The sequence below is a fragment of the Burkholderia seminalis DSM 23518 genome (genome assembly GCF_902832885.1).
Taxonomy (GTDB): domain Bacteria; phylum Pseudomonadota; class Gammaproteobacteria; order Burkholderiales; family Burkholderiaceae; genus Burkholderia; species Burkholderia seminalis.
In genome coordinates this window covers 49,031-69,521 of the sequence record NZ_CADFDK010000012.1, presented here as the reverse complement: position 1 = coordinate 69,521, position 20,491 = coordinate 49,031, and the positions used below count along the sequence as shown (strand labels likewise).

Sequence of the window (20,491 nt, the reverse complement as noted above, 5' to 3'; positions counted from 1 at the left end):
TGGGGAAGTGAAAACGGCGATGCCTGGGCGTCGCCGTTTTTTCATGCGTCCCGGCCGTTGTGCGCGGGCCGTTTCCGGCCCGTCAGTCAGAGGATGCCTTTCTTGCGCGTCGACAGCGCGGTTTCCGACAGGTCGATCTCGCGGATCAGCTTCGTCAGCGTCTCGTCGGAAATCTTGCTGTCGCTGCGCAGCCGGTACAGCGCGGAGCGCTCCGCGCGCACGGCCGCGATCCGCATCTGCAGCTCCATCGTTTCGGCCTGCTTCGCTTCCGCGCGCGGCGTGGGGCCGTCCTCGGCCAGCGCGGAGAGCCGGCGGCGGTACTGGTCCATCACGCGTGCGGAGATGTCCGCGCAGCGCGCGGCGCCCGATTCGTCGAGACCGGCCGAGATCGCATCGTGCGACGAATCGATCGCGCGGATCGCGGCCTGCGCGGCGGCCGCGCGCGCGGTGCGCTCCTCGTCGCCGAGCGGGTTGCGCGTCGAGCGCACGCCGCGCAACAGCAGCGGCAGGCCGATCACCGCGACGATCAGCGAGCCGAGGATCACGGCCGACGCGACGAAGATCGCGGTGTCGCGCCCCGGCAGCGGCGCGCCGTCGGACAGCGCGACCGGGATCGACAGCACGCCCGCGAGCGTGACCGCGCCGCGCACGCCGCCGACCGTCATCACCGCGATCGTGCGCACGCCGGCCATCGTGCCCGCGAGGCCCTGGCGCGCGGCGCGGCGGCTCGCGAACCAGCGCAGCAGCCAGACCCACAGGAAGCGGATCGCATACAGCGCGAGCATCATCGCGCACACGTTGAAGATCATCCGGCCGACCAGCGCGTCGCTCGTGTGGTGCGCATCGACGAGCGCGCGGCCGATGATGTGCGGCAACTGCAGCCCGAGCATGATGAACACCATGCCGTTGAACACGAACTCGATCATCGCCCACGTGCTTTCGGCACGCACGCGCGACGCGACCGTGCTTTTGCGCGAGAAGCTCGTGTAATTCATCATCATCCCCGCCGACACGGCCGCGAGCACGCCCGACAGATCGAGATGCTCGGCGAACAGGTAGGCCGCGAACGGCACGAGCAGCGTCATCACGATGCCGGGGGCCGGATCGCCTTCCTGCTCGGCGTTCAGGAAACGCGTCGACAGCGCACTGAACACCCATGACACGATCGCGCCCGTCGCGAGGCCGCCGGCGGCGACGATCACGAACGTGACCGACGCGGCGCGCAGCGAGAACACGCCGGTCAGCGCGGCCGCGATCGCGAACTTCAGCGCGACGAGGCCCGACGCGTCGTTCATCAGCGCCTCGCCTTCGAGGATGTGCATCAGTTGCGGCGGGATCCGGCCCTTGCCGGCGATGCCGGACAACGCGACCGCGTCGGTCGGCGACAGCACGGCCGCGAGCGCGAACGCGATCGGCAGCGGCAACTCGGGAATCAGCCAATGCGCGAAGTAGCCCACTGCGAGTACCGTCATGAACACGAGCCCGAACGCGAGCATCAGGATCGCGCGGCGCTGCAGGTACAGCTCGCGTTTCGGAATCCGCCAGCCGTCCGCGAACAGCAGCGGCGGAATGAACAGCAGCATGAAGATTTCGGGGTCGAACGTGACGTGCAGGTTCAGCTTCGGCCATGCGAGCAGCGCGCCGAACGCGATCTGCATCAGCGGCAGCGGCAGTTGCAAAGGCAGGTTGCGCGTGACGGCGCCGGACAGCGCAACGGTCAGCAGCAGAATCAGGACTGTGAAGACGATTTCCATCGATACGGCGAATACGGGGAATGAAACGATCGTACGGAGTGTAGCGTGCCGACGTGACGGCTGCGCTCGAGCGGCCGGTGCGCGCGCACGAAGATGGTGCGTCGGGCGTGTGCCAAGGTGGTGCGATGGCCCGGCGCAGCCGCATGGCATATGGGTTGTCGGCGCCTTGCACGGAGCTTGCTTGAAGGTGGCAGCCGCCCGGCTTCGATCGGGCAACCGAGGGTCCAACCATGACATTGCACGTACTGTCCGCTTCGTCGGACGGCGCGACCAGGAGGAAGGCATGACGATCGTTCAACAGGAGCGTCCGTCCGCCGCGTCGCCGTACCGGTTCGAGCGGGAGATGAGTTCCGGCTTCGAACGTCTGGCCACGCAGCATCACGACCTGACGCTGACGACCGTATTCCAGCCGATATTCAGCTTGTCGCACCAGCGTGCGGTCGGCTACGAGGCGCTGTTGCGCGCGCACGATGCGCTCGACCGCGCGGTGTCGCCGCTCGACGTGTTCGGCGAAGCCGCCCGCCGGGGCGAGCTGCTGCAGCTCGACCGGCTCGCGCAGGCGCTGCATCTCGAGAACTTCGCGCTGCTCGGCGCCGAGCGCGAATGGCTGTTTCTCAACGTCCATCCGGGCGTGCTGACCGATCCGTTCCAGGCGGCCGCGCTGCTCGCGAACCTGAAACGGCTCGGCATGCCGCCGCGCCGCATCGTGCTCGAAGTGCTCGAGCAGCGCGCGGAAGACGTCGAGCGCCTCGCGGAAGCCGTGCGTGAATTCCGCACGCACGGCTTCCTGATCGCGCTCGACGATTTCGGCGCCGGTCATTCGAACCTCGAACGGATCTGGCAGCTGAACCCGGACATCGTGAAGCTCGACCGGATCATGCTGTCGCACGCGGCACACCGCACCGGGCTCACCGCGATCCTGCACGGGCTCGTCACGTTGCTGCACGAGGCCGGCAAGCTCGTGCTCGTCGAAGGGATCGAGACCGAGCACGAGGCGCAGATCGCGCTGTCGTGCGAGGCCGATTTCGTGCAGGGCTACTACTTCGGGCGCCCGGCGCCGGGGCTGCCGGACAGCGCGACCGCGACGGGCTGCATCGGCGAGCTGACCGAGCGCTTCCGTCAGCAGACCGAAGCGCGCGAGCGGCGCGACGCGCAGCGGCTCGCGCCGTATCTGCGCGCGTTCGAGCGGGCGGCCGAGCGTCTCGCGGCCGGCGAGCCGCTCGACGAGGTGTGCTGGAACTTCCTCGCGCTCGACGCGGCCGCGCGCTGCTTCCTGCTCGACGCGCACGGCCGCCAGTCGGGACGCAACGTCGTGCTGCGCGCCGATCGCGCGCTGAGCGAGGCGCGCTTCTCGCCGCTGGCCGACGCGCAGGGCGCGAACTGGCTGCGTCGCCCGTATTTCCGTTCGGCGATCGCCGAGCCGGGACGCGTGCAGGTTACGCGGCCGTACCTGTCGATCAACGAGGCGCAGCCGTGCGTGACGCTGTCGGTGGCCGTGCGCGTCGGCGATGCGCAGCGCGTGCTGTGCGGCGATATCGACTGGGTCGACGACGAAGCGGACGCCGGCTAGCACCGCCCGGATCGCATGCGGCGATCGGGGCGCGGCGGCGCGGGACGGCCGCCGTCACGCTGGCGTCCGTCACGCGGCTCGGCTAGGATGCGCGAATTGTCCAGACGATTCGCGGGCCGCCCATGAACCGACATGCCGCTTCTTCCGTGCTTCTCGAAGTGATCGCCACGACCGTCGGCGATGCAAGGGCCGCCGCCCGCGCGGGCGCCGACCGCCTCGAACTCGTGACCGCGATCACCGAAGGCGGGCTGACGCCGAGCGTCGGCCTGATCGAGGCCGTCGTGGCCGCCGTGCCGATTCCCGTCAACGTGATCGTGCGACCGCACAGCCGGTCGTTCGTCTATGACGCCGACGATCTGCGCGTGATCGAGCGCGACGTGCGCGCGGCCGTCGCGGCCGGCGCGAACGGTGTCGTGTTCGGCGCGCTCGACGCGCGCGGCGACGTCGATCTCGAGGCGCTGGCCCGCATCGCGGCCGCCGCGGACGGCCGGGCGCTCACGTTCCACCGTGCCTTCGACGTCGCACGCGATCTCAACGCCGCGTTCGACGCGCTGCTGCGCGTGCCGGCCGTCACGTCCGTGCTGACGTCGGGCGGCCATCCGTCGGTGCTCGATGCCGTCGCGACGATCACGCGGCTGGTGCGGCAGGCCGCCGGTTCGACCTGCACGGTGCTGGCCGGCTCGGGGCTCACGATCGACGCGGTCGGCGATTTCGTTCGCGCGACCGGCGTGCGCGCGGTGCATTTCGGCTCGGGCGTGCGGCCGCGCGGCGAGGTGCTGGCGCCCGTCGACGAACAGCGCGTCGGGCGCGTGCGCGCGGCGCTCGACGGCGCGACGTCGCACGTGTGACGCGCGCGGCGGCACCACGCACCAGAACACACATCGAGGGCGAGGGCCACATGACCGACGCAACCCACGACACACCGGACGACGCCGCCCCCGGCTGGGACGCGATCGACGGCGCGCTGGCCCGCCTTTATCCGGGCCAGGCGCCGAAGCACTACGGCACGCTGGTCAAGTGGCGGCTCGGCGGCCCCGACCCGCTCGACGGGATCAGCGTGTGGAAGCGCGCGGCGCCCGTGCCGCACTGGCACTTCGTCACGTACGGGCTGAGCGAGCTGTACGAGAAGGCGTCCGACGATCCGGCCGTCAGCGGCTTCGGGTTCGAGCTGACGATGCGCGTCGCGTGCGCGGCCGGCGACGACGAGCCGCCGCGCTGGGTGTTCAGCTTCCTGCAGAATCTCGCGCGCTACGTGTTCGAGAGCGGCAATGCGTTCGACGATGGCCACTGGATGACGGCCAACGGCCCGATCGCGCTCGATACCGGCACGGCGCTCTGCTCGATGGGTTTCGCGTTCGATCCGGAACTGCCGGCGATCGACACGCCGCACGGCCGTCTCGCGTTCCTGCAAGTCGTCGGGCTCACGCTCGACGAAGAGCGCGCCGCGAAGCGCTGGCGCACGCGCGCGCTGCTCGACGCGCTGCTGCCGCACATGCCGCTCTGGGTGACCGATCTCGGCCGCGCGTCGCTGCTCGAACGGGCGGACGTGCGCGAGCAGGTCGATGCCGGCACGCAGCGCGACGGCTCGGCGAGCGGCTATCTGTTCACCGACGTGCTCGGATGGGGCACGCGCAAGCGGCTGCTGCGCGCGCCCGTGATCGAGATCACCGTCGGCGCACGGCAGGTCGAGGAACTCGTCGCGTTGCTGCCGTTGCGGTTGCCGTTCGACCGGCCGTTTCGCCTGGTCGGCCATGACGGCGCGGTGCGATTCGTGCGCGCCGACGCGAACGGCGTGACCGACGAAGACGGCACGCTGACGCTGCGCCTGACCGACGCGACGGTGCGGGCGCTGGCGCGCACGCTGAAGCCGCGCGCCGGCGAGTATGCGATCGACGGGCTCGACGGCGTGCGCTGGCGCGTGGAAAAGACGGTGATCCGCGACGCGAACGGCAACCCGGTGCAGACCATCGGATGAAAAAAAACCGGGGCGTGCCCCGGTTGTTTCGTCGGCGAACCCGGCCCGCCGGCCGAGGTCGCTTACGCGCTGGCCGACATCGCGTCCGCGTCGCTCGCGCGGATGCCGAGGCGCTCGAACAGCGCGCGGTCCTTCTGCGATTGCGGATTGCTGGTCGTCAGCAGCTGGTCGCCGTAGAACATCGAGTTCGCGCCGGCGAGGAAGCACAACGCCTGCAGCCCGTCGTCGAGCTGCTCGCGGCCGGCCGACAGGCGCACGACGGCCTTCGGCATCGTGATGCGCGCGACCGCGATGGTGCGCACGAACTCGAACGGATCGAGCGGCGCGGTGCCTTCGAGCGGCGTGCCTTCGATCGCGACGAGGTTGTTGATCGGCACCGAATCCGGATACGGGTTCAGGTTCGCGAGCTGCGAGATCAGGCCCGCGCGCTCGCGGCGCGATTCGCCCATCCCGATGATGCCGCCGCAGCACACGTTGATGCCGGCGTCGCGCACGCGGTCGAGCGTGTCGAGGCGGTCCTGGTACGTGCGCGTCGAGATCACCTGGCCGTAGAACTCCGGCGACGTGTCGAGGTTGTGGTTGTAGTAGTCGAGGCCGGCGTTCGCGAGCTGCTGCGCCTGTTCGTCCTCGAGCATGCCGAGCGTCATGCAGGTCTCGAGGCCGAGTTCCTTCACGCCGCGCACCATCTCGGTCAGCGCCGGCATGTGGCGTTCCTTCGGGTTGCGCCATGCGGCGCCCATGCAGAAGCGGCTCGCGCCGTTCGCCTTCGCGGCGCGCGCGGCGTCGAGCACCGCGTCGACGTCCATCAGCTTCTCGGCCTTCAGGCCCGTGTCGTGATGCGACGATTGCGAGCAGTAGCCGCAGTCTTCCTCGCAGCCGCCCGTCTTGATCGACAGCAGCGTCGACAGCTGCACCGCGTTCGCGTCGAAATGTTCGCGATGCACTTGCTGCGCGCGGAAGATCAGGTCGTTGAACGGCAGTGCGAACAGCGCGACGACGTCGGCGACGCGCCAGCGCTGCGGGGCCGGTGCGGCCACGGGAATCGCGTCGGGTTGCACGGCGGCGGTCTGGGCTTGGGTCATTTCGGTTTCCTGTCCTGGGCGGGAATGGGGATTCGGTTGGGTCAACGCCGCGCGGTGCGCAGCGACTCGACGAGCGCGTCGATGTCGAGCATCGCCGCGGCGGATTCGGGCGCGGCCGGCGCCATGTACGGAATGCGGCCGATGAGCGGGGCGCGATGCTCGCGGGCGAGCCAGTCGCGCAGCGTCGCGACGTTCTCGTCCCGGAACGACATCGCCGGGTCGACATGATTCGCGACCCAGCCCGCGAGCGCGAGGCCGCGCTGGCGAATCGCGTCTGCCGTCAGCAGCGCGTGGCTGATGCAGCCGAGCCGCACGCCGACCACCATCACGACCGGTACGCCGAGCGCGACCGCGAGGTCGGCCATGTCGCGTGTGTCGGTGAGCGGCACCCGAAAGCCGCCGGCGCCTTCGACGACGACGATGTCCGCGCGCGTCAGCGCCTCGCGATGGCACGCGACGATCGTGTCGATGTCGAGCGTCACGCCTTCCCGCGCGGCGACGATGTGCGGCGCGGCCGGCGCCTTCAGCAGGAACGGCGTGCGCAGCTCGGGCGGCAGCACGACGTTCGCGGCCGCATCGAGCTGGTCGGCGTCCTCGTTGCGCCAGACGCCGTCGCGTTCGTACGCGCCGGCCGCGACGGGCTTCAGCGCGGCCGCGCGCAGGCCGCGCCGCGCGAAGCCGTGCAGCATCGCGGCCGAGACGAAGGTCTTGCCGATCTCGGTGTCGGTGCCGGTGACGAACAGGGAGAGCGGGGCGGGGTTCATGCGGCTTCCTCGCTGGCCTGGATCAACGCGGCTTCGAGCCGCGCGAGATCGTCGAACGAATGCGCGGCCGACAGCGACACGCGCAGCCGCGACGTGCCGGCCGGCACGGTCGGCGGCCGGATCGCGGGCACCCACAGGCCGTGCGCGTCGAGCGCGCGCATCGCCGTGAGCGTGGCGTCGTTGCTGCCGATCACGAGCGGCTGCACGGCCGTGTGCGAGTCGACCGGCTGCCAGCGCGTGTTGCGCAGCAGCGCGCGGGTGCGGTCGATCAGCGCGGCGAGGTGCGCGCGTCGCGCGTCTCCTTCGTCGCCCGCGATGACCTTCAGGCTGGCCGATACCGCATGCGCGACGGCCGGCGGCGCGGCCGTCGTGAAGATGTAGCTGCGCGCGCGCTGGATCAGCCATTCGATCACGGTTTCATGCGCGATCACGAACGCGCCCGCGACACCGGCCGCCTTGCCGAGCGTGCCGACGTACACGAGATGCGGCGAACGCAGCGCGGCGGCGGCCAGGGCGCCGCGGCCCTGCGGGCCGAGCACGCCGAAGCCGTGCGCATCGTCGACGACGAGCCACGCGCCGTGGCGTTCGGCCAGCGCGACGAGTTCGGCGAGCGGCGCGAGATCGCCGTCCATGCTGAACACGGTATCGCTGACGATCAGTTTCGTTTCGGCATCCGAGGCGTCGAGCAGCGCGGCGAGCGCGGCCGTATCCGCGTGCGGATAGACCTGCACGTTCGCGCGCGACAGCCGCATGCCGTCGATCAGCGATGCGTGGTTCAGCGCGTCGGAGAAGATCGTCGCGCCCTGGCCGGCGAGCGCCGTCATCGCGGCGAGGTTCGCCATGTAGCCGGTGCTGAAGTACAGCGCGCGCGGTGCATCCGAGAAGCCGCCCGCGAAGCCCGCGAGTTCGTCCTCGAGCGTCGCGTGCGCGCGCGAATGGCCGCCGAGCAGGTGCGAGCCGCCGCTGCCGGAGCCGTAGCGCCGCGCGCCTTCGGCGAACGCGGCGACGAGCGCGGGATGCGCGGCGAGGCCGAGGTAGTCGTTGCTCGCGAAGCCGACGATCTCGCGGCCGTTCACGGTCATGCGTGCGTCGCACGCGGTGTCGGCGATGCGGCGCGCGCGGCGCAGCCCTTGCGCGTCGAGATCGGCGAGGCCGCGTTGCAGGGTGTCGAGCAGGCTCATCGGCCGATGTCCTCCAGCGTCGCGTCGAGCGTGTCGCGCGTGCGCTGCGCGAGCCACGCGATGTCGTCGTCGCTCATCACGTACGGCGGCATCAGGTACACGGTCGTGCCGATCGGGCGCAGCAGCAGCTCGCGCGCCAGCGCGTGTTCGAAGAAGCGCCGCGAGAAGCCGCGCGCCGCGTCGCCGTCGAGCGCGACGTCGAATGCGAACAGCGTGCCGCGCGCGCGCAGGTGGCGCACCCGCGGATGCGCGTCGAGCGGCGCCAGCGCCGCGCGCAGCGCTGCCGATTTGCGGATGTTTTGCGCGAGCACGTCGTCGCGCGTGAACAGGTCGAGCGTCGCGACCGCCGCGCGGCACGCGAGCGGGTTGCCGGTGTACGAGTGCGAGTGCAGGAAGCCGCGGGTCGTGTCGTCGTCGTAGAACGCCGCGTACACGTCGTCGCGCGTGAGCACGAGCGACAGCGGCAGGTAGCCGCCGCTGATGCCTTTCGACAGGCACATGAAATCGGGCCAGACGCCGGCCTGCTCGCACGCGAAGAAGGTGCCGGTGCGACCGCAGCCGACCGCGATCTCGTCGGCGATCAGGTGCACGCCGAATTCGTCGCAGAGGGCGCGCAGCCCGCGCACGTACGACGGATCGTGCATCGCCATGCCGGCCGCGCACTGCACGAGCGGCTCGACGATCAGCGCGGCGATGCGCTCGCCGCGTTCGACGAACAGGCGCCGCACGTCCGCGAGCGCGCGGCCCGCGACGTCGGCGGCCGTTTCTCCCGGCAGCGCGCCGCGTGCATCGGGCGATGCGACGACGTGCGCATGGCGGATCAGCGGATCGTACGCATCCTTGAACAGCGCGACGTCGGTCACGCCGAGCGCGCCGATCGTCTCGCCGTGATAGCTGTTCGCGACGCAGACGAATTCCTGCTTGTTCGCGCGGCCGCGGTTGCGCCACGCATGGAAGCTCATCTTCAGCGCGATCTCGACGGCCGACGCGCCGTCCGACGCGAAGAATGCATGGCCGAGCGTGCGCGCGGTGAGCGCGTGCAGCCGTTCGGCGAGCTCGATCGCGGGCTCGTGCGTGCAGCCGGCGAGCATCGCGTGCTCGAGCGTGTCGAGCTGGTCCTTCAGCGCCGCGTTGATGTCCGGGTTTGCATGGCCGAACAGGTTGACCCACCACGAGCTGATCGCGTCGAAGTAACGGCGGCCGTCACGGTCGTACAGCCACACGCCTGCGCCGCGTGCGACGGGGACGAGCGGCAGGCGCTCGTGATGCTTCATCTGGGTGCAGGGATGCCAGACCGCGCGCAGGCTGCGCGCGACCCAGTCGTCGGTGGCTGGCGTACTCAAGGCGACTCCGGGGGTAAAACGGCCGCGCGGCATCGACGGATGCCGCGCGGCGGAACACGAAACGCGGTGAGATTAGCGTGTTCCGCCGGACGTTGCACTAGCGGTTACAAACCCCGCAAAGCCTTGCCGGGCGGGAGTTCGGCGCAGTTCGGGGGGGCTCGGAACCGAACGCGGCGGATGCGGGAAAATGACCGTAGATGACGACGTTCGAGTGAGCCCCCCTGACAGAAAAAAATCGCGGGCCGCGCGCCGGCATGACCGGGAAAAACGGGGATCGAAGACGGGCGCGAGAGGGCGGCGTGACGCCACGCACGCGAGGCGGTGGCCGAATGGTCTACGGAATCAGCGGCGAACAGGGGTGGCCGGCGGGGCGGCATGCCGCATGGCCGCGAGCAGGGGCAACGCGGAAGGAGGTGCCGGATCGGGCGGAACGGGCGCGGCGGACGATCCGCCGCGCGTCAGCGCGAAGCGAGTGCGTGCGTATCGGCGTCGCGCGTGTTGGCGTCGCCGTTGTCGGCCGTCTGCGTCGTGTTCCACACGACCCGGTCGTTGACCGCATACAGCCGGCACGCGCCCGCGCCCTGCTTCGCGCAGTTGTCGAGCGCGAGCGCCATCGGGTCGTCGCCGCCTTCCGCCCACGACCACGCGCCTTCCGACGAGACCGCGAACGCGCGGCTCGGATGCTGGTTCAGGAAGCGGCGATAGCCTTCGCGGCCGGCTTCGTCGACATACGGCACCGCGTTGACCGCATCGATCGACGCATAACCGGTGGCCTTCGGCTCGTGCGGGTTCGCGACCGCGTAGCGCACCGAGGTCGGCAGGTTCAGTTCCGCGAGGAACGCATGCACGGCCGGCCACCACACGGGCACGCCGTCGCGATCGACGATCAGCCGGTGCGCGTCGTCCTTGTAGCGGCCGAAATCGATGAACAGCGCCTGGGTGCCGTGCGACACGTACGCGTCGTGCATCTGCGCGACGAGTGCGGGCGTCCAGACCGAATCGTTGTCGCCGTACAGCCACAGCGAGCGCACGGCCGTGTGCGCGCCGTACTGGTCGAACGCATCGACGAGGTTGCGCTGCCAGCCGTCGCACAGGTCCTGGCGCAGCCCGCCCGAGAAGTTGATGATGCCGCGCACGCCCGGCGCGGCTTCGGTGCCGTACGCGACCGACGCGAGGCCGCCGTGCGACGTGCCGGCGACGACGATGCGCGACGCATCGACGTACGGCTGGTGCGACATGTAGCGCACCGTCGCGTCGACGTCGGCGGCCTGCGCGAGGCCGTTCTTGCCGACGTTGCAGCCTTCCTGCTGGTACGTGCCGCCCGAGCCGGCGAAGCCCTGGCGGTTCGGTGCGATCACCGCATAGCCGCGGCGCACGAATTCGCGCGCGAACGCGAGCGGCCGGCTGCGCGGCTGCAGATGCAGATCGCCGGTGTTCTTGCCGTGGTTGAAGACGACGAGCGGGAACGGGCCGGGGCCGTCCGGCTTGAAGAGCGTCGCCTCGAGCGTGACGGCGCCCGAAGCGTCGGCCGGGATGCGGAGAATCTGTTCGTTGAGATCGGCCGCGACCTGCGGCAGGTTCGAGTCGCCGTAATCGAAGCGCTCGGCATGGGCGAGCGAGCCGCTCGCGCCCGCACCCGGCGTTGCGTTCGGCAGCGCACCGGCCTGAGCGGCCGACAGCGCACCGGCCGCCATCCATCCCACCAATACCTTGCTGAACGCCATTCGTAAGCCCTGCCATGCAACATGACCAATTCGAGGTCATCCTAGCCCGACAAAATCGGGTTGTGCAATGCGGGAATTACCCGGCGTCTGACACAGCAACTATTTGTCAGCGATCACTTACTTCGCCGTCGACGTAACGCCAGAAACCGTGCTCGTCGCGCTCGAAACGGCTCGTCTCGTGGAGCCGGTGAGCGCGCCCGCCGACCTTGTAGCGGGCCACGAATTCGACCTCCGCGTGGTGTTCGTCGAGCGGCGCATGGCGTTTGACCGCGAGGCCGAGCCAGCGCGGCGCGTCGGGGGCGTCGGGGTCGGTATCGAGATCGGGCGGGCAGGTGCGCGCGGCCCAGGTTGCGCGCAGGTAGTCGGTCGCGCCGAGTACGTACGCGCTGTACCGCGAGCGCATCAACTCGAGCGCGGTCGGCGCGGCCTCGCCGCCGTCGATGAAGCGGCCGCAGCACGCCGCATAGCGCGGTGCCGGCGCTTTGCCGGCGGGCGCGGGGGACGCGCCGCCGCACGGGCACGCGTCAGGTCGGTTCAAAATCATGCGAAACGGGAATTAACGACGTTCGGTTGTCGGTTCGGCTCACCAGCTCAGCTCGATGCCGTCGTACTGGAAGAAGCGGCCGTTGGCCTGCGACACGTCCGCACCGGATTCCGCGATCACGCGGCGCATGCCGGTCACGCTCGTTTCCGGGTCGATCGCGGCCTGCGCGCCGCCCATGTCGGTGCGCACCCAGCCGGGGTGCAGCGAGATGCACGCGGCATGGCGCGTCTGCAGCGACGCGATGCGCAGCGCATCGTTCAGCGCGGCCTTGCTCGCGCGGTACAGCCAGCCGGTCGTGCCGGTCGCCTCGGCGATGCTGCCCATCCGGCTCGACACGACCGCCAGCACGCCGCGCGCGTCCTCGACGAGCGGCAGCAGGATCGGCAGCAACTGCATCGGCCCGCGCACGTTCGTATGCATCACCGCGTCGAAATCCTCGGCCGTGATCGTCTCGACGCCTTCGGTGCGCGGCCCGTACACGCCCGACACGAGCACGGCCGCATCGAGCCGTTCGCCGTCGAGCTTCCAGCCGAGCGCCGCGATCTGCTCGGGCCGCGCGATGTCGAGCGCATGCGCGTGCGCGCCGAGCGCGCGCAGCGCGTCGAGCGACGCTTCGTCGCGCGCGGTCGCGATCACGTTCCAGCCGTCGCGCCGGTACTGCCGGACGAATTCGCGGCCGAGGCCGCGCGATGCGCCGACGATCAATACGGTTTTCATGCCCGTCGCTCCTTTCCTGGGCGCCGCCTGGGCGGTGCCGGTGTCAGATCCGTTCGAAATGGGTCGCGGCCGCGTGACGGCGGCCGCCACGCGCATGCCGCGTTACTGCGCGTCGTCGCACGGCTTCAGCGTGGCGGCGACCGCCTGCGCGACGCCTTCGAGCCGCCGCGCGGCGTCCGCCGCGATCATGTCGTTGTCCGGCGCATGGTTGCCGCCGGCGGTGAGCGCGGCCACGCAGCGCTTGTAGGTCTCGTCGAGCGCGTCGAAGTTCGACACGGCCATCCCGAGGTTGCGCATCCGGCCGTCGTGCACGCCGTACACGAGCCCGTGCACGGTGAGCGACTGGCCGCGGGCCCACGCGTCGTTGACGATCGTCGTGCGGCATACGTTGACGACCTGCTCGATCGCGTTCAGCTCGATCAGGCGGCGATAGCGCGCTTCGCCGACCGGCCAGTCCTCGAGCAGCGCCGCGTGACGCTCGCGCACGTCCTGCACGTGATGCAGCCAGTTGTCCGCGAGGCCGACGCGCCGGTTGAGCAGCGCCGCGTTCACGCCGGAGCAGCCGTAGTGGCCGACGACCATGATGTGCTTCACGCGCAGGATGTCGACCGCGAACTGGATCACCGACAGGCAGTTCAGGTCGCTGTGCACGACGACGTTCGCGATGTTGCGGTGCACGAACACTTCGCCCGGCGGCAGGCCGATGATCTGGTTCGCGGGCACGCGCGAATCCGAGCAGCCGATCCACAGGTACTCCGGCGCCTGCTGGTCGGCGAGGCGCGCGAAGAATTGCGGATCGTCCTCGAGCTTGCGCTTGACCCAGGCTTCGTTGTTGTCGAACAGATGTGAGAGCGGATTGTCTGGGGTATTCATCGGTGGATTCCGTTGACGGAAATCGGATCGATATCGGATCGATCGGCAGGTTCGGTGTCCGCGGCGTCAGGCGGCGCGCTGCGCGTCGCCTTCGCCGTCGTTCTGGTCCGTCGCGCCGAAGCGCGCGGGGTAGCGCACGTTGAAGCGCAGCGCTGCGTCGTACGGATAAAAATCGGGCAATTCGCCCTGCAGCAGGCGGTCCTTGCTCGCCTGCCACAGCGCGGGATCGAAGAAGTCCGCGTGGTGCTTCATGAACACGTCGCGCACGCGCGGGTCGCCGAGCAGGAACGGTCCGTAGGTCTCCGGAAAGATGTCGTGCGGGCCGACGGTATACCACGGTTCGCCGGACAGCTCGTCTTCCTCGTTGCGCGGCGGCGGCACGCGGCGCACGTTGCAGTCGGTCAGGTACTCGATCTCGTCGTAGTCGTAGAACACGACGCGGCCGTGGCGCGTGACGCCGAAGTTCTTGTACAGCATGTCGCCCGGGAAGATGTTCGCCTTCATCAGCTCCTTCACCGCATTGCCGTATTCCTTCACGCCGTGCTCGACGTCCGCGTCGCTGCCGTTCTGCAGGTACAGGTTCAGCGGCGTCATCCGGCGCTCGATGTACAGGTGCTTGATCACGAGGTTGTCGTCCTCGTATTCGAGCAGCGACGGCACTTCCTTCTCGAGCTCGCGCACGAGCGCGTGGTCGAGCCGCGCGAGCGGCAGCGCGACGCTCGAATACTCGAGCGTGTCGGCCATCCGCCCGAGGCGGTCGTGGCGCTTCACGAGCTGGTACTTCTCCATGATCTGCGCGCGCGTCGTTTCCTTCGGCGGCGGGAAGTGGTCCTTGATGATCTTGAACACGTACGGGAACGACGGCAGCGTGAACACGAGCATCACGAGGCCCTTGATCCCGGGCGCGATGATGAAGCGGTCGCTCGAATGCGACAGGTGGTGCAGCAGGTCGCGGTAGAACAGGTTCTTGCCCTGCTTCTGCAGGCCGACCGACGTGTAGATCTCGGCCTTCGGCTTGCCCGGCATGATCGTGCACAGGAAGTCGACGTACGCGGACGGCACGCCCATGTCGACGAGGAAGTACGAGTGCGAGAAGCTGAAGATGATCTGCAACTGGTCGCGGCGCAGCAGCACCGTGTCGAGCGCGAGCAGGCCCGGCCGCACGTGGCGGATCGGCACCGCGAACGGCAGCACGCGGTCGGCGTTGATGATGCGGCCGATGATGTACGCGCTCTTGTTGCGGAAGAACAGCGAGGACAGCACGTGGATCTGGAAATTCGGCGCCGCGTCGAAGCGGCCGAATTCGTCGTCGATCGCCTGCATCACGCAGCCGATGTCGCGCGGGAGATCCTCGAACGCCGGTTCGAGCTGGAAGTTCGTGACGACGCGCTCGAGCGTGGCGGCGAGCCCGTCGGTGCCCGGATAGTACGCGCGGTAGGTCGGTTTCGCGGCCGGCTCGTCGTTCTCGAGATACTCGGTCGAGATCGCCGGGCGCACGAAGATGAAATCGTTGCTGAAGTACGACCGGTGCAGGATCTTGCAGCACACCGAATTGAAGAAGGTTTCCGCGCACTCGGGCTGGCGGTGCGACGTGAGCAGGCCGATGTAGTGCAGCTTGATCTGCTGCCACACTTCGTCGTCGATGTTCTCCGCGTCGTATTCGTCTTCCAGCAGCTCGACGCATTCCTGCACGCGCTCGTCATATGACGTGATCCGCTCGCGTGCGAGCCGCTGCAGCCCGTGCCAGTCGGAATGCTCGAACAGCGTCTTCGCCTCGACCGCCGCTTCGCGGAAGATCCGGTAATGGCGATCGAAGTATTCGAGCATCGTCTGCGCGACGTCGAAACCGATCTGCGACGACAGCAGTTTGGGGAAGTGATTCATCGCGTGCAGGCTCGTTCGGGAGGGGCTGTAAGCACTCGCCATTTTAGCGCCCAAGTCGGCGTTTCAATGACTTTCGGGGTGACGCGCCAACGGCGTCCAATCGGCGCGTTGTTCACCGTTGCGTGCCGTTCGGTGCATCTTCGCGTAAAGATACGGGTACGGAACCGATTCTGGCACGAACTTTTTTTGACCGCCCGGCCGCCGCCGGGCACGCGTTCCGCACGACGGCGATAGAATCGACGCACCGCCCGCCGTGCCTGCCGCCGGCGGGCATTCGCACCGATAACGACGAGACGCCCCACCGATGAACGCACTGGAACACCAACTCGACTATCCCTTCGCCGACACGCTGCCTGCCGCGGGCGACACGTTCGAGGTCGCGCCCGGCGTGCGCTGGCTGCGCATGCCGCTGCCGTTCTCGCTCGACCACATCAATCTCTGGCTGCTGCGCGACGAGATCGACGGGCAGCAAGGCTGGACGATCGTCGATTGCGGGATCTCGTCGGACGCGATCCGCGCGCACTGGGAGCAGATCTTCGACACGCATCTCGACGGCCTGCCGGTGCTGCGCGTGCTGGTCACGCACTGCCACCCCGATCACTTCGGCCTCGCGAACTGGTTGTGCGAAGGCGGCGACCAGGGCCGCTGGAACGTGCGGCTGTGGATGACGCTCGGCGAATACATGTTCGGCTGCCTGATGGCGGCCGGCAACGGCTCGAACGCGGGCGGCGCGGCCGCCGCCGATCATTTCGCGCGCCACGGGCTGACCGATCCCGCCGCGCTCGACAAGCTGCGCAACCGCCGCGGCTACTACTCGGATCTCGTGCCGGCCGTGCCGCCGCGCTACCGCCGCCTGCGCGAAGGCGACGCGGTCGGGATCGGGGCGCGCACGTGGCGCGTCGTCACCGGTTTCGGCCATTCGCCTGAACATTGCGCGCTGCACAGCGAAGCGGACGGCGTGCTGATTTCCGGCGACATGGTGCTGCCGCGCATCTCGACGAACGTGTCGGTGTTCGACCTCGAGCCGGAAGGGAACCCGCTCGCGCTGTACCTGCAGTCGCTCGGCCGCTACGAGACGATGGCGGCCGACACGCTCGTGCTGCCGTCGCACGGCAAGCCGTTCCGCGGCGTGCGCACGCGCATCGCGCAGCTGCGCGAACACCACGATGCGCGGCTCGCCGAAGTGCGGGTCGCATGCGCGGAAAAGCCGACGAGCGCGGCCGACATCGTGCCGATCATGTTCCGCCGCCGCGAGCTCGACATCCACCAGATGACGTTCGCGCTCGGCGAGGCCCTCGCGCACCTGAACCTGCTGTGGCTCGCGGGCGAGCTCGTGCGCGAGCAGGGCGACGACGGCGTGCTGCGGTTCCGCGCCGCCGGCTGAGCGCGCTTCGTCGTCCTTACACGACGGGTTCGTAGCGCCACCCGTCGCGATGCCATTGCATCGTGTGCGTCGGCTCGAGCGCGGCGAGAAACGCGGCGTCGTGCGACGCCACCACGATTGCGCCGGGGAAACCGGCCAGCGCGGCTTCGATCGCACGCACCGATTCGAGATCGAGGTGATTGGTCGGCTCGTCGAGCAGCAACAGCTGCGCGGGCGTGCCGCGCCACAACGCACAGGCGAGCGCGGCCTTCAGCCGTTCGCCGCCGCTCAGCTGCCGGGCGGGCTGCGTCGCGCGCGTTGCATCGAGCTGCAACAACGCGAGACGGCTGCGCAGGTCGCCTTCGGCGAGCGGTGTATCGAGCAGCCCCAACTGCTCGACGATCGAATGCTCGGGGTCGAGCAGCGCGAGCCGCTGGTCGAGATAGGCGGCGCTGACGTGTGTCGTGCAGGCACCTGAGCGCGGTTCGAGTTCGCCCGCGAGCATCCTCAGCAAGGTCGATTTGCCGCAGCCGTTCGGGCCCGCCAGCGCGACGCGCACGGGGCCGCTCGCGGACCACGTGATTTCGCCGGTGCCGCCCGCGACGCGCCACGGCGGTTGCGCACGGTCGAGCGTGAACAGCTGGCGGCGCGCGCTGACCTCGGTACCCGGCAGCGATACGAGCACGGGGGCATCTTCTTCGACGCGCGCGGCCGCTTCCTGCACGCGTTCGTCGAGCGTCGCCTTGAAGTCGCCCTGTTGACGCCGGACGGCCCCCATGATGTTGCGCGCCGCCCCCTTGCGGCTTTGCTTCGCCCCCGACGACAGGTTCGCCGTCTTCGCGTCGCGCAGCGATGCGGCCGCGTGACGCTGGATCGTGTCGTGTTCCTGTTCGAGCCTGCGCCGTACGCGCCCGCGCTCGGTGCGTGCATGGTCGAGCGCCGCTTGGGCGGCCTGCTGCGCCGCGTCGCGCTGCGCGCGGTAGAGCGCGTAGTTGCCGCCATACGAGCGCGCACCGTGCGGCGTCAGCTCGACGATGCGCTGCACGCCGGCGAGCAGCGCACGATCGTGGCTAACGATGACGACGCCGCCGCGCCAGCCGTCGAGCGCCGCGCGCAGCCACGCGCGGCCCGGCGCGTCGAGATGGTTGGTCGGTTCGTCGAGCACGAGCAGGCCGGCGCCGGACAGCAGCGCGCCGGTCAGCGCGACGCGCGCGCGCTGGCCGCCGCTCAGCGCATGAGCGGGCGTGTCGGGGCGCACGTCGCGCAGGCCCGCCGCATCGAGCGCCGTGCGCAGCCGCTCCGCGAGATCCCAGCGATCGCCGATCAAGTCGAAATCTTGAGGCTCCGCGCGGCCGTGCGCGAGACGCGCGAGCGCGCCGAGCGGCACATCGAGCGCGGCGACCTGCGCGACGGTTCGCGGGCCGGCGGCGGCGAGCGCGTCGTGCTGCTGCGCGACGTAGACGACGGGCGTGTGCCGCTCGATGGTCCCCGCGCTCGGCGCGCGGCGCCCCGCGATCAGTTGCGCGAGCAGGCTCTTGCCGACGCCGTTGCGGCCGACGATGCCGGTCGGCGTGCGATCGATGGTCAGGTCGAGCGAATCGAACAGCGTGACGCCGTCGTCGAAGCGGAAGGAAACGTGATGAAGCGCGACGAGCGCGCCGGCGGGCGTGGCTGCAGCCATGAGCACCTCCAAAAATGCGTGAAGACCTTCGCGCGCGGCGTGCGTGGCACGGGCGGCGAAAACATTTCGGGAAGGCTTAGTGGTTCACTTTGGCTGGCGTCCGGTAGGAGGAACAGGCGCGCAGTGTAGCAAGCGGCGCGCGCGGGTCGCAAGCGAGCGGCGCGGGGCCGTCGCTTGCGCGCCACGCGCGGTTACTGCACGGCCACCGTCGTGAAGTTCTGGCGTCCGAACGGACTCACGTGATAACCGCCCACGTTCGTGCGCGTGAGCGCGGCGGCCGTCGGGTAGCCGAGCGGGATCCACAGCGCCTGGTCGTGGATGATCTTCTGCGCCGATTCGTACAGCTTCGCGCGCTTCGCCTGATCGGCCGTTGACTTGCCGTCGGCGATCAGCTTGTCGAGCTGCGCGTCGCAGAAGCGCGCGAAGTTGATGCCCGACTTCACTGCATTGCAACTGAACAGCGGCGACAGGTAGTTGTCCGGATCGCCGTTGTCGCCGGCCCAGCCCATGAACAGCATGTCGTGCTGGCCGAGCTTCGCCTGCTTGATCAGCTCGCCCCACTCGATCACCTTCACGTCGGCCTTCACGCCGATCTTCGCGAGGTCGGCCTGCAGCAGTTCCGCGCCGACCTTCGGGTTCGGGTTCAGCACGCTGCCGGTCGGGCGCGTCCAGATCGTCGTCGAGAAGCCGTTCGGGAAGCCGGCCTGCGCGAGCAGCTGCTTCGCCTTCGCGGGATCGTACGGATACGGCGCGACATCCTTCGCATAGCTCCACGTGTTCGGCGGGTACGGGTTGTTCGCGGCCGTCGCGGTGTTGTCGAACACGACCTTCAGGTAGGTCGCGCGGTCGAACGCGAGGTTCAGCGCCTCGCGCACCTTGTCGTTGTCGAGCGGCTTCTTCTGCGTGTTCAGCGCGACGAACGCGGTCATGAACGCGGGCGTCTGCACGACCTTCAGCGCGCTGTCGCCCTTCGCGGCGAGCACGTCCTGCGGCTTCGGCGACAGCGCGATCTGGCATTCGCCGGCCTTCACCTTCTGCAGCCGCACCGACGGGTCGGGCGTGATCGCATAGATCAGCCGGTCGACCTTCGGCTTCGTGCCCCAGTACGTCGGGTTCACGTCGTAGCGGATCAGCGCGTCCTTCGTATAGCTCTTCAGCACGAACGGGCCGGTGCCGACCGGCTTCGCGTTCAGGTCGGCCTGCTTGCCGGCCTTCAGCAACTGGTCCGCGTATTCGGCCGAATAGATCGACGCGAAGCCCATCGTCAGGATCGGCACGAACGTCGCGTTCGGCTCGTTCAGCACGAACTTCACGGTGCTGTCGTCGACTTTCGTGACCGACTTCACGAGCTTCACGAGGCCCATCGACTGTGCGTGCGGGAAGCCGCTCGCGCCGGCCACCTTGTGCCACGGGTTCGAATCGTCGAGCATCCGCGTGAACGTGAACACGACGTCGTCCGCGTTCAGCGCGCGGCCCGGCTTGAAATAGTCGGTGGTCTGGAACGCGACGTTCGGGCGCAGGTGGAACGTGTACGTGAGGCCGTCGGCGCTCGCTTCCCATTTGTCGGCGAGCGCGGGCACGACCTTCTTCGCGGCTTCGTCGTAGGACACGAGCGTGTTGAAGATCACGTCGGCCGATGCGTTGGTCGTGACGAGCGAGTTGTACTGCACGACGTCGAAGCCGTCCGGGCTCGATTCCGTGCAGACGGTGAGCGGCTTGGCGGCGGCGAGGCCGGGGGGCGGCGAGGGCGGCGGCAACGGCGGCCGCCGCGAACAGCTTGACGTGCATAGGATCTCCCACGTGGCTTGTGTTTTTTGCTGGGTGACGGATGCGGGCGCGGCCCGGAAGCGGGCAGGGCCGGCGCGGCTGGCGAATAGCATACCGTCAAAGCGCGCGACGCGTGAAAAAAGGCGCCGGAACGCGGCGAATTGACCGAAAAACGGCTGCGTTCGCGACGGAACGGGTGTTGATGCGGCGCAGGCGCGGGGAGGGGGACGGGCGGACGGCGAAGCGGACGGGCGCGGCGAGGGCGCCTC

Annotated in this window: 15 protein-coding genes and 1 pseudogene; 4 read left to right on the top strand and 12 right to left on the bottom strand. The window is 69.3% G+C overall.

What is annotated here, in order from left to right; genetic code table 11:
• Positions 1-86: 86 nt before the first annotated feature.
• Entirely contained in the window at positions 87-1,754 is a 1,668-nt protein-coding gene (locus HWX00_RS28460; RefSeq protein WP_034189152.1) for a Na+/H+ antiporter, read from the bottom strand.
• Between the two features lie 283 nt (positions 1,755-2,037).
• Between HWX00_RS28460 and HWX00_RS28455 the strand changes: the two genes are divergently transcribed.
• From HWX00_RS28455 to HWX00_RS28445, 3 genes are all read left to right on the top strand, one after another.
• On the top strand, positions 2,038-3,324 hold the full coding sequence (locus HWX00_RS28455) for a sensor domain-containing phosphodiesterase (protein WP_034189153.1): 1,287 nt from the start codon (positions 2,038-2,040) through the stop codon (positions 3,322-3,324).
• A gap of 122 nt (positions 3,325-3,446) precedes the next feature.
• The gene (locus HWX00_RS28450; RefSeq protein WP_059558851.1) at positions 3,447-4,172 is read left to right on the top strand and encodes a copper homeostasis protein CutC; all 726 of its coding nucleotides are present in this window, start codon (positions 3,447-3,449) and stop codon (positions 4,170-4,172) included.
• Between the two features lie 50 nt (positions 4,173-4,222).
• Positions 4,223-5,299 carry a suppressor of fused domain protein gene (locus HWX00_RS28445; RefSeq protein ID WP_049029541.1) on the top strand — a complete coding sequence of 359 codons (1,077 nt, stop codon included), beginning with the start codon at positions 4,223-4,225 and terminating at the stop codon, positions 5,297-5,299.
• A gap of 62 nt (positions 5,300-5,361) precedes the next feature.
• On the opposite strand, the gene bioB is transcribed toward HWX00_RS28445, so the two are convergent.
• From bioB to aceK, 9 genes are all read right to left on the bottom strand, one after another.
• Positions 5,362-6,381, bottom strand: coding sequence for a biotin synthase BioB (gene bioB / locus HWX00_RS28440; RefSeq protein WP_034189156.1), 1,020 nt, complete (start codon positions 6,379-6,381; stop codon positions 5,362-5,364).
• A 41-nt stretch (positions 6,382-6,422) separates the two neighbouring features.
• Complete coding sequence (gene bioD, locus HWX00_RS28435) at positions 6,423-7,145, bottom strand: dethiobiotin synthase (protein ID WP_175028301.1); 723 nt, start codon at positions 7,143-7,145, stop codon at positions 6,423-6,425.
• Positions 7,142-8,326, bottom strand: a complete 1,185-nt coding sequence (gene bioF, locus HWX00_RS28430) for an 8-amino-7-oxononanoate synthase (protein WP_175028300.1) — start codon at positions 8,324-8,326, stop codon at positions 7,142-7,144. The genes bioD and bioF overlap by 4 nt, the downstream gene beginning before the upstream one ends.
• On the bottom strand, positions 8,323-9,669 hold the full coding sequence (bioA, locus tag HWX00_RS28425) for an adenosylmethionine--8-amino-7-oxononanoate transaminase (RefSeq protein ID WP_069706972.1): 1,347 nt from the start codon (positions 9,667-9,669) through the stop codon (positions 8,323-8,325). The genes bioF and bioA overlap by 4 nt, the downstream gene beginning before the upstream one ends.
• Positions 9,670-10,127: 458 nt before the next feature.
• Positions 10,128-11,393 (bottom strand): dienelactone hydrolase family protein, encoded by a 1,266-nt coding sequence (locus tag HWX00_RS28420; RefSeq protein ID WP_034189160.1) that lies wholly within the window; start codon positions 11,391-11,393, stop codon positions 10,128-10,130.
• Positions 11,394-11,499: 106 nt separating this feature from the next.
• Entirely contained in the window at positions 11,500-11,937 is a 438-nt protein-coding gene (locus tag HWX00_RS28415) for a YchJ family protein (protein WP_175028299.1), read from the bottom strand.
• Positions 11,938-11,976: 39 nt separating this feature from the next.
• Positions 11,977-12,654, bottom strand: a complete 678-nt coding sequence (locus HWX00_RS28410) for an SDR family oxidoreductase (RefSeq protein WP_034189162.1) — start codon at positions 12,652-12,654, stop codon at positions 11,977-11,979.
• Positions 12,655-12,756: 102 nt separating this feature from the next.
• Positions 12,757-13,527, bottom strand: a complete 771-nt coding sequence (gene can, locus HWX00_RS28405; RefSeq protein WP_034189163.1) for a carbonate dehydratase — start codon at positions 13,525-13,527, stop codon at positions 12,757-12,759.
• 66 nt (positions 13,528-13,593) lie between these two features.
• Positions 13,594-15,411 carry a bifunctional isocitrate dehydrogenase kinase/phosphatase gene (aceK, locus tag HWX00_RS28400; RefSeq protein ID WP_175028298.1) on the bottom strand — a complete coding sequence of 606 codons (1,818 nt, stop codon included), beginning with the start codon at positions 15,409-15,411 and terminating at the stop codon, positions 13,594-13,596.
• A gap of 304 nt (positions 15,412-15,715) precedes the next feature.
• Between aceK and HWX00_RS28395 the strand changes: the two genes are divergently transcribed.
• The gene (locus HWX00_RS28395) at positions 15,716-16,795 is read left to right on the top strand and encodes an MBL fold metallo-hydrolase (protein WP_034189165.1); all 1,080 of its coding nucleotides are present in this window, start codon (positions 15,716-15,718) and stop codon (positions 16,793-16,795) included.
• Positions 16,796-16,811: 16 nt separating this feature from the next.
• Here HWX00_RS28395 and HWX00_RS28390 read toward each other — a convergent pair whose 3' ends face one another.
• Together HWX00_RS28390 and HWX00_RS28385 are read right to left on the bottom strand one after the other, a co-directional pair.
• Entirely contained in the window at positions 16,812-18,455 is a 1,644-nt protein-coding gene (locus tag HWX00_RS28390; RefSeq protein ID WP_175028297.1) for an ABC-F family ATP-binding cassette domain-containing protein, read from the bottom strand.
• A gap of 191 nt (positions 18,456-18,646) precedes the next feature.
• Positions 18,647-20,243 (bottom strand): annotated as a pseudogene (locus tag HWX00_RS28385) (ABC transporter substrate-binding protein).
• Between the last annotated feature and the right edge of the window lie 248 nt (positions 20,244-20,491).

Excerpts from the sequence above, each read along its gene's own strand:
- HWX00_RS28450 (WP_059558851.1), top strand. The coding sequence starts at position 3,447 with ATGAACCGACATGCCGCTTCTTCCGTGCTTCTCGAAGTGATCGCCACG.
- aceK (WP_175028298.1), bottom strand. The coding sequence starts at position 15,411 with ATGAATCACTTCCCCAAACTGCTGTCGTCGCAGATCGGTTTCGACGTC.
- HWX00_RS28390 (WP_175028297.1), bottom strand. The coding sequence starts at position 18,455 with ATGGCTGCAGCCACGCCCGCCGGCGCGCTCGTCGCGCTTCATCACGTT.
- HWX00_RS28395 (WP_034189165.1), top strand. The coding sequence starts at position 15,716 with ATGAACGCACTGGAACACCAACTCGACTATCCCTTCGCCGACACGCTG.
- HWX00_RS28460 (WP_034189152.1), bottom strand. The coding sequence starts at position 1,754 with ATGGAAATCGTCTTCACAGTCCTGATTCTGCTGCTGACCGTTGCGCTG.
- HWX00_RS28420 (WP_034189160.1), bottom strand. The coding sequence starts at position 11,393 with ATGGCGTTCAGCAAGGTATTGGTGGGATGGATGGCGGCCGGTGCGCTG.
- HWX00_RS28445 (WP_049029541.1), top strand. The coding sequence starts at position 4,223 with ATGACCGACGCAACCCACGACACACCGGACGACGCCGCCCCCGGCTGG.
- bioF (WP_175028300.1), bottom strand. The coding sequence starts at position 8,326 with ATGAGCCTGCTCGACACCCTGCAACGCGGCCTCGCCGATCTCGACGCG.
- bioD (WP_175028301.1), bottom strand. The coding sequence starts at position 7,145 with ATGAACCCCGCCCCGCTCTCCCTGTTCGTCACCGGCACCGACACCGAG.
- can (WP_034189163.1), bottom strand. The coding sequence starts at position 13,527 with ATGAATACCCCAGACAATCCGCTCTCACATCTGTTCGACAACAACGAA.
- HWX00_RS28415 (WP_175028299.1), bottom strand. The coding sequence starts at position 11,937 with ATGATTTTGAACCGACCTGACGCGTGCCCGTGCGGCGGCGCGTCCCCC.
- HWX00_RS28410 (WP_034189162.1), bottom strand. The coding sequence starts at position 12,654 with ATGAAAACCGTATTGATCGTCGGCGCATCGCGCGGCCTCGGCCGCGAA.
- HWX00_RS28455 (WP_034189153.1), top strand. The coding sequence starts at position 2,038 with ATGACGATCGTTCAACAGGAGCGTCCGTCCGCCGCGTCGCCGTACCGG.
- bioB (WP_034189156.1), bottom strand. The coding sequence starts at position 6,381 with ATGACCCAAGCCCAGACCGCCGCCGTGCAACCCGACGCGATTCCCGTG.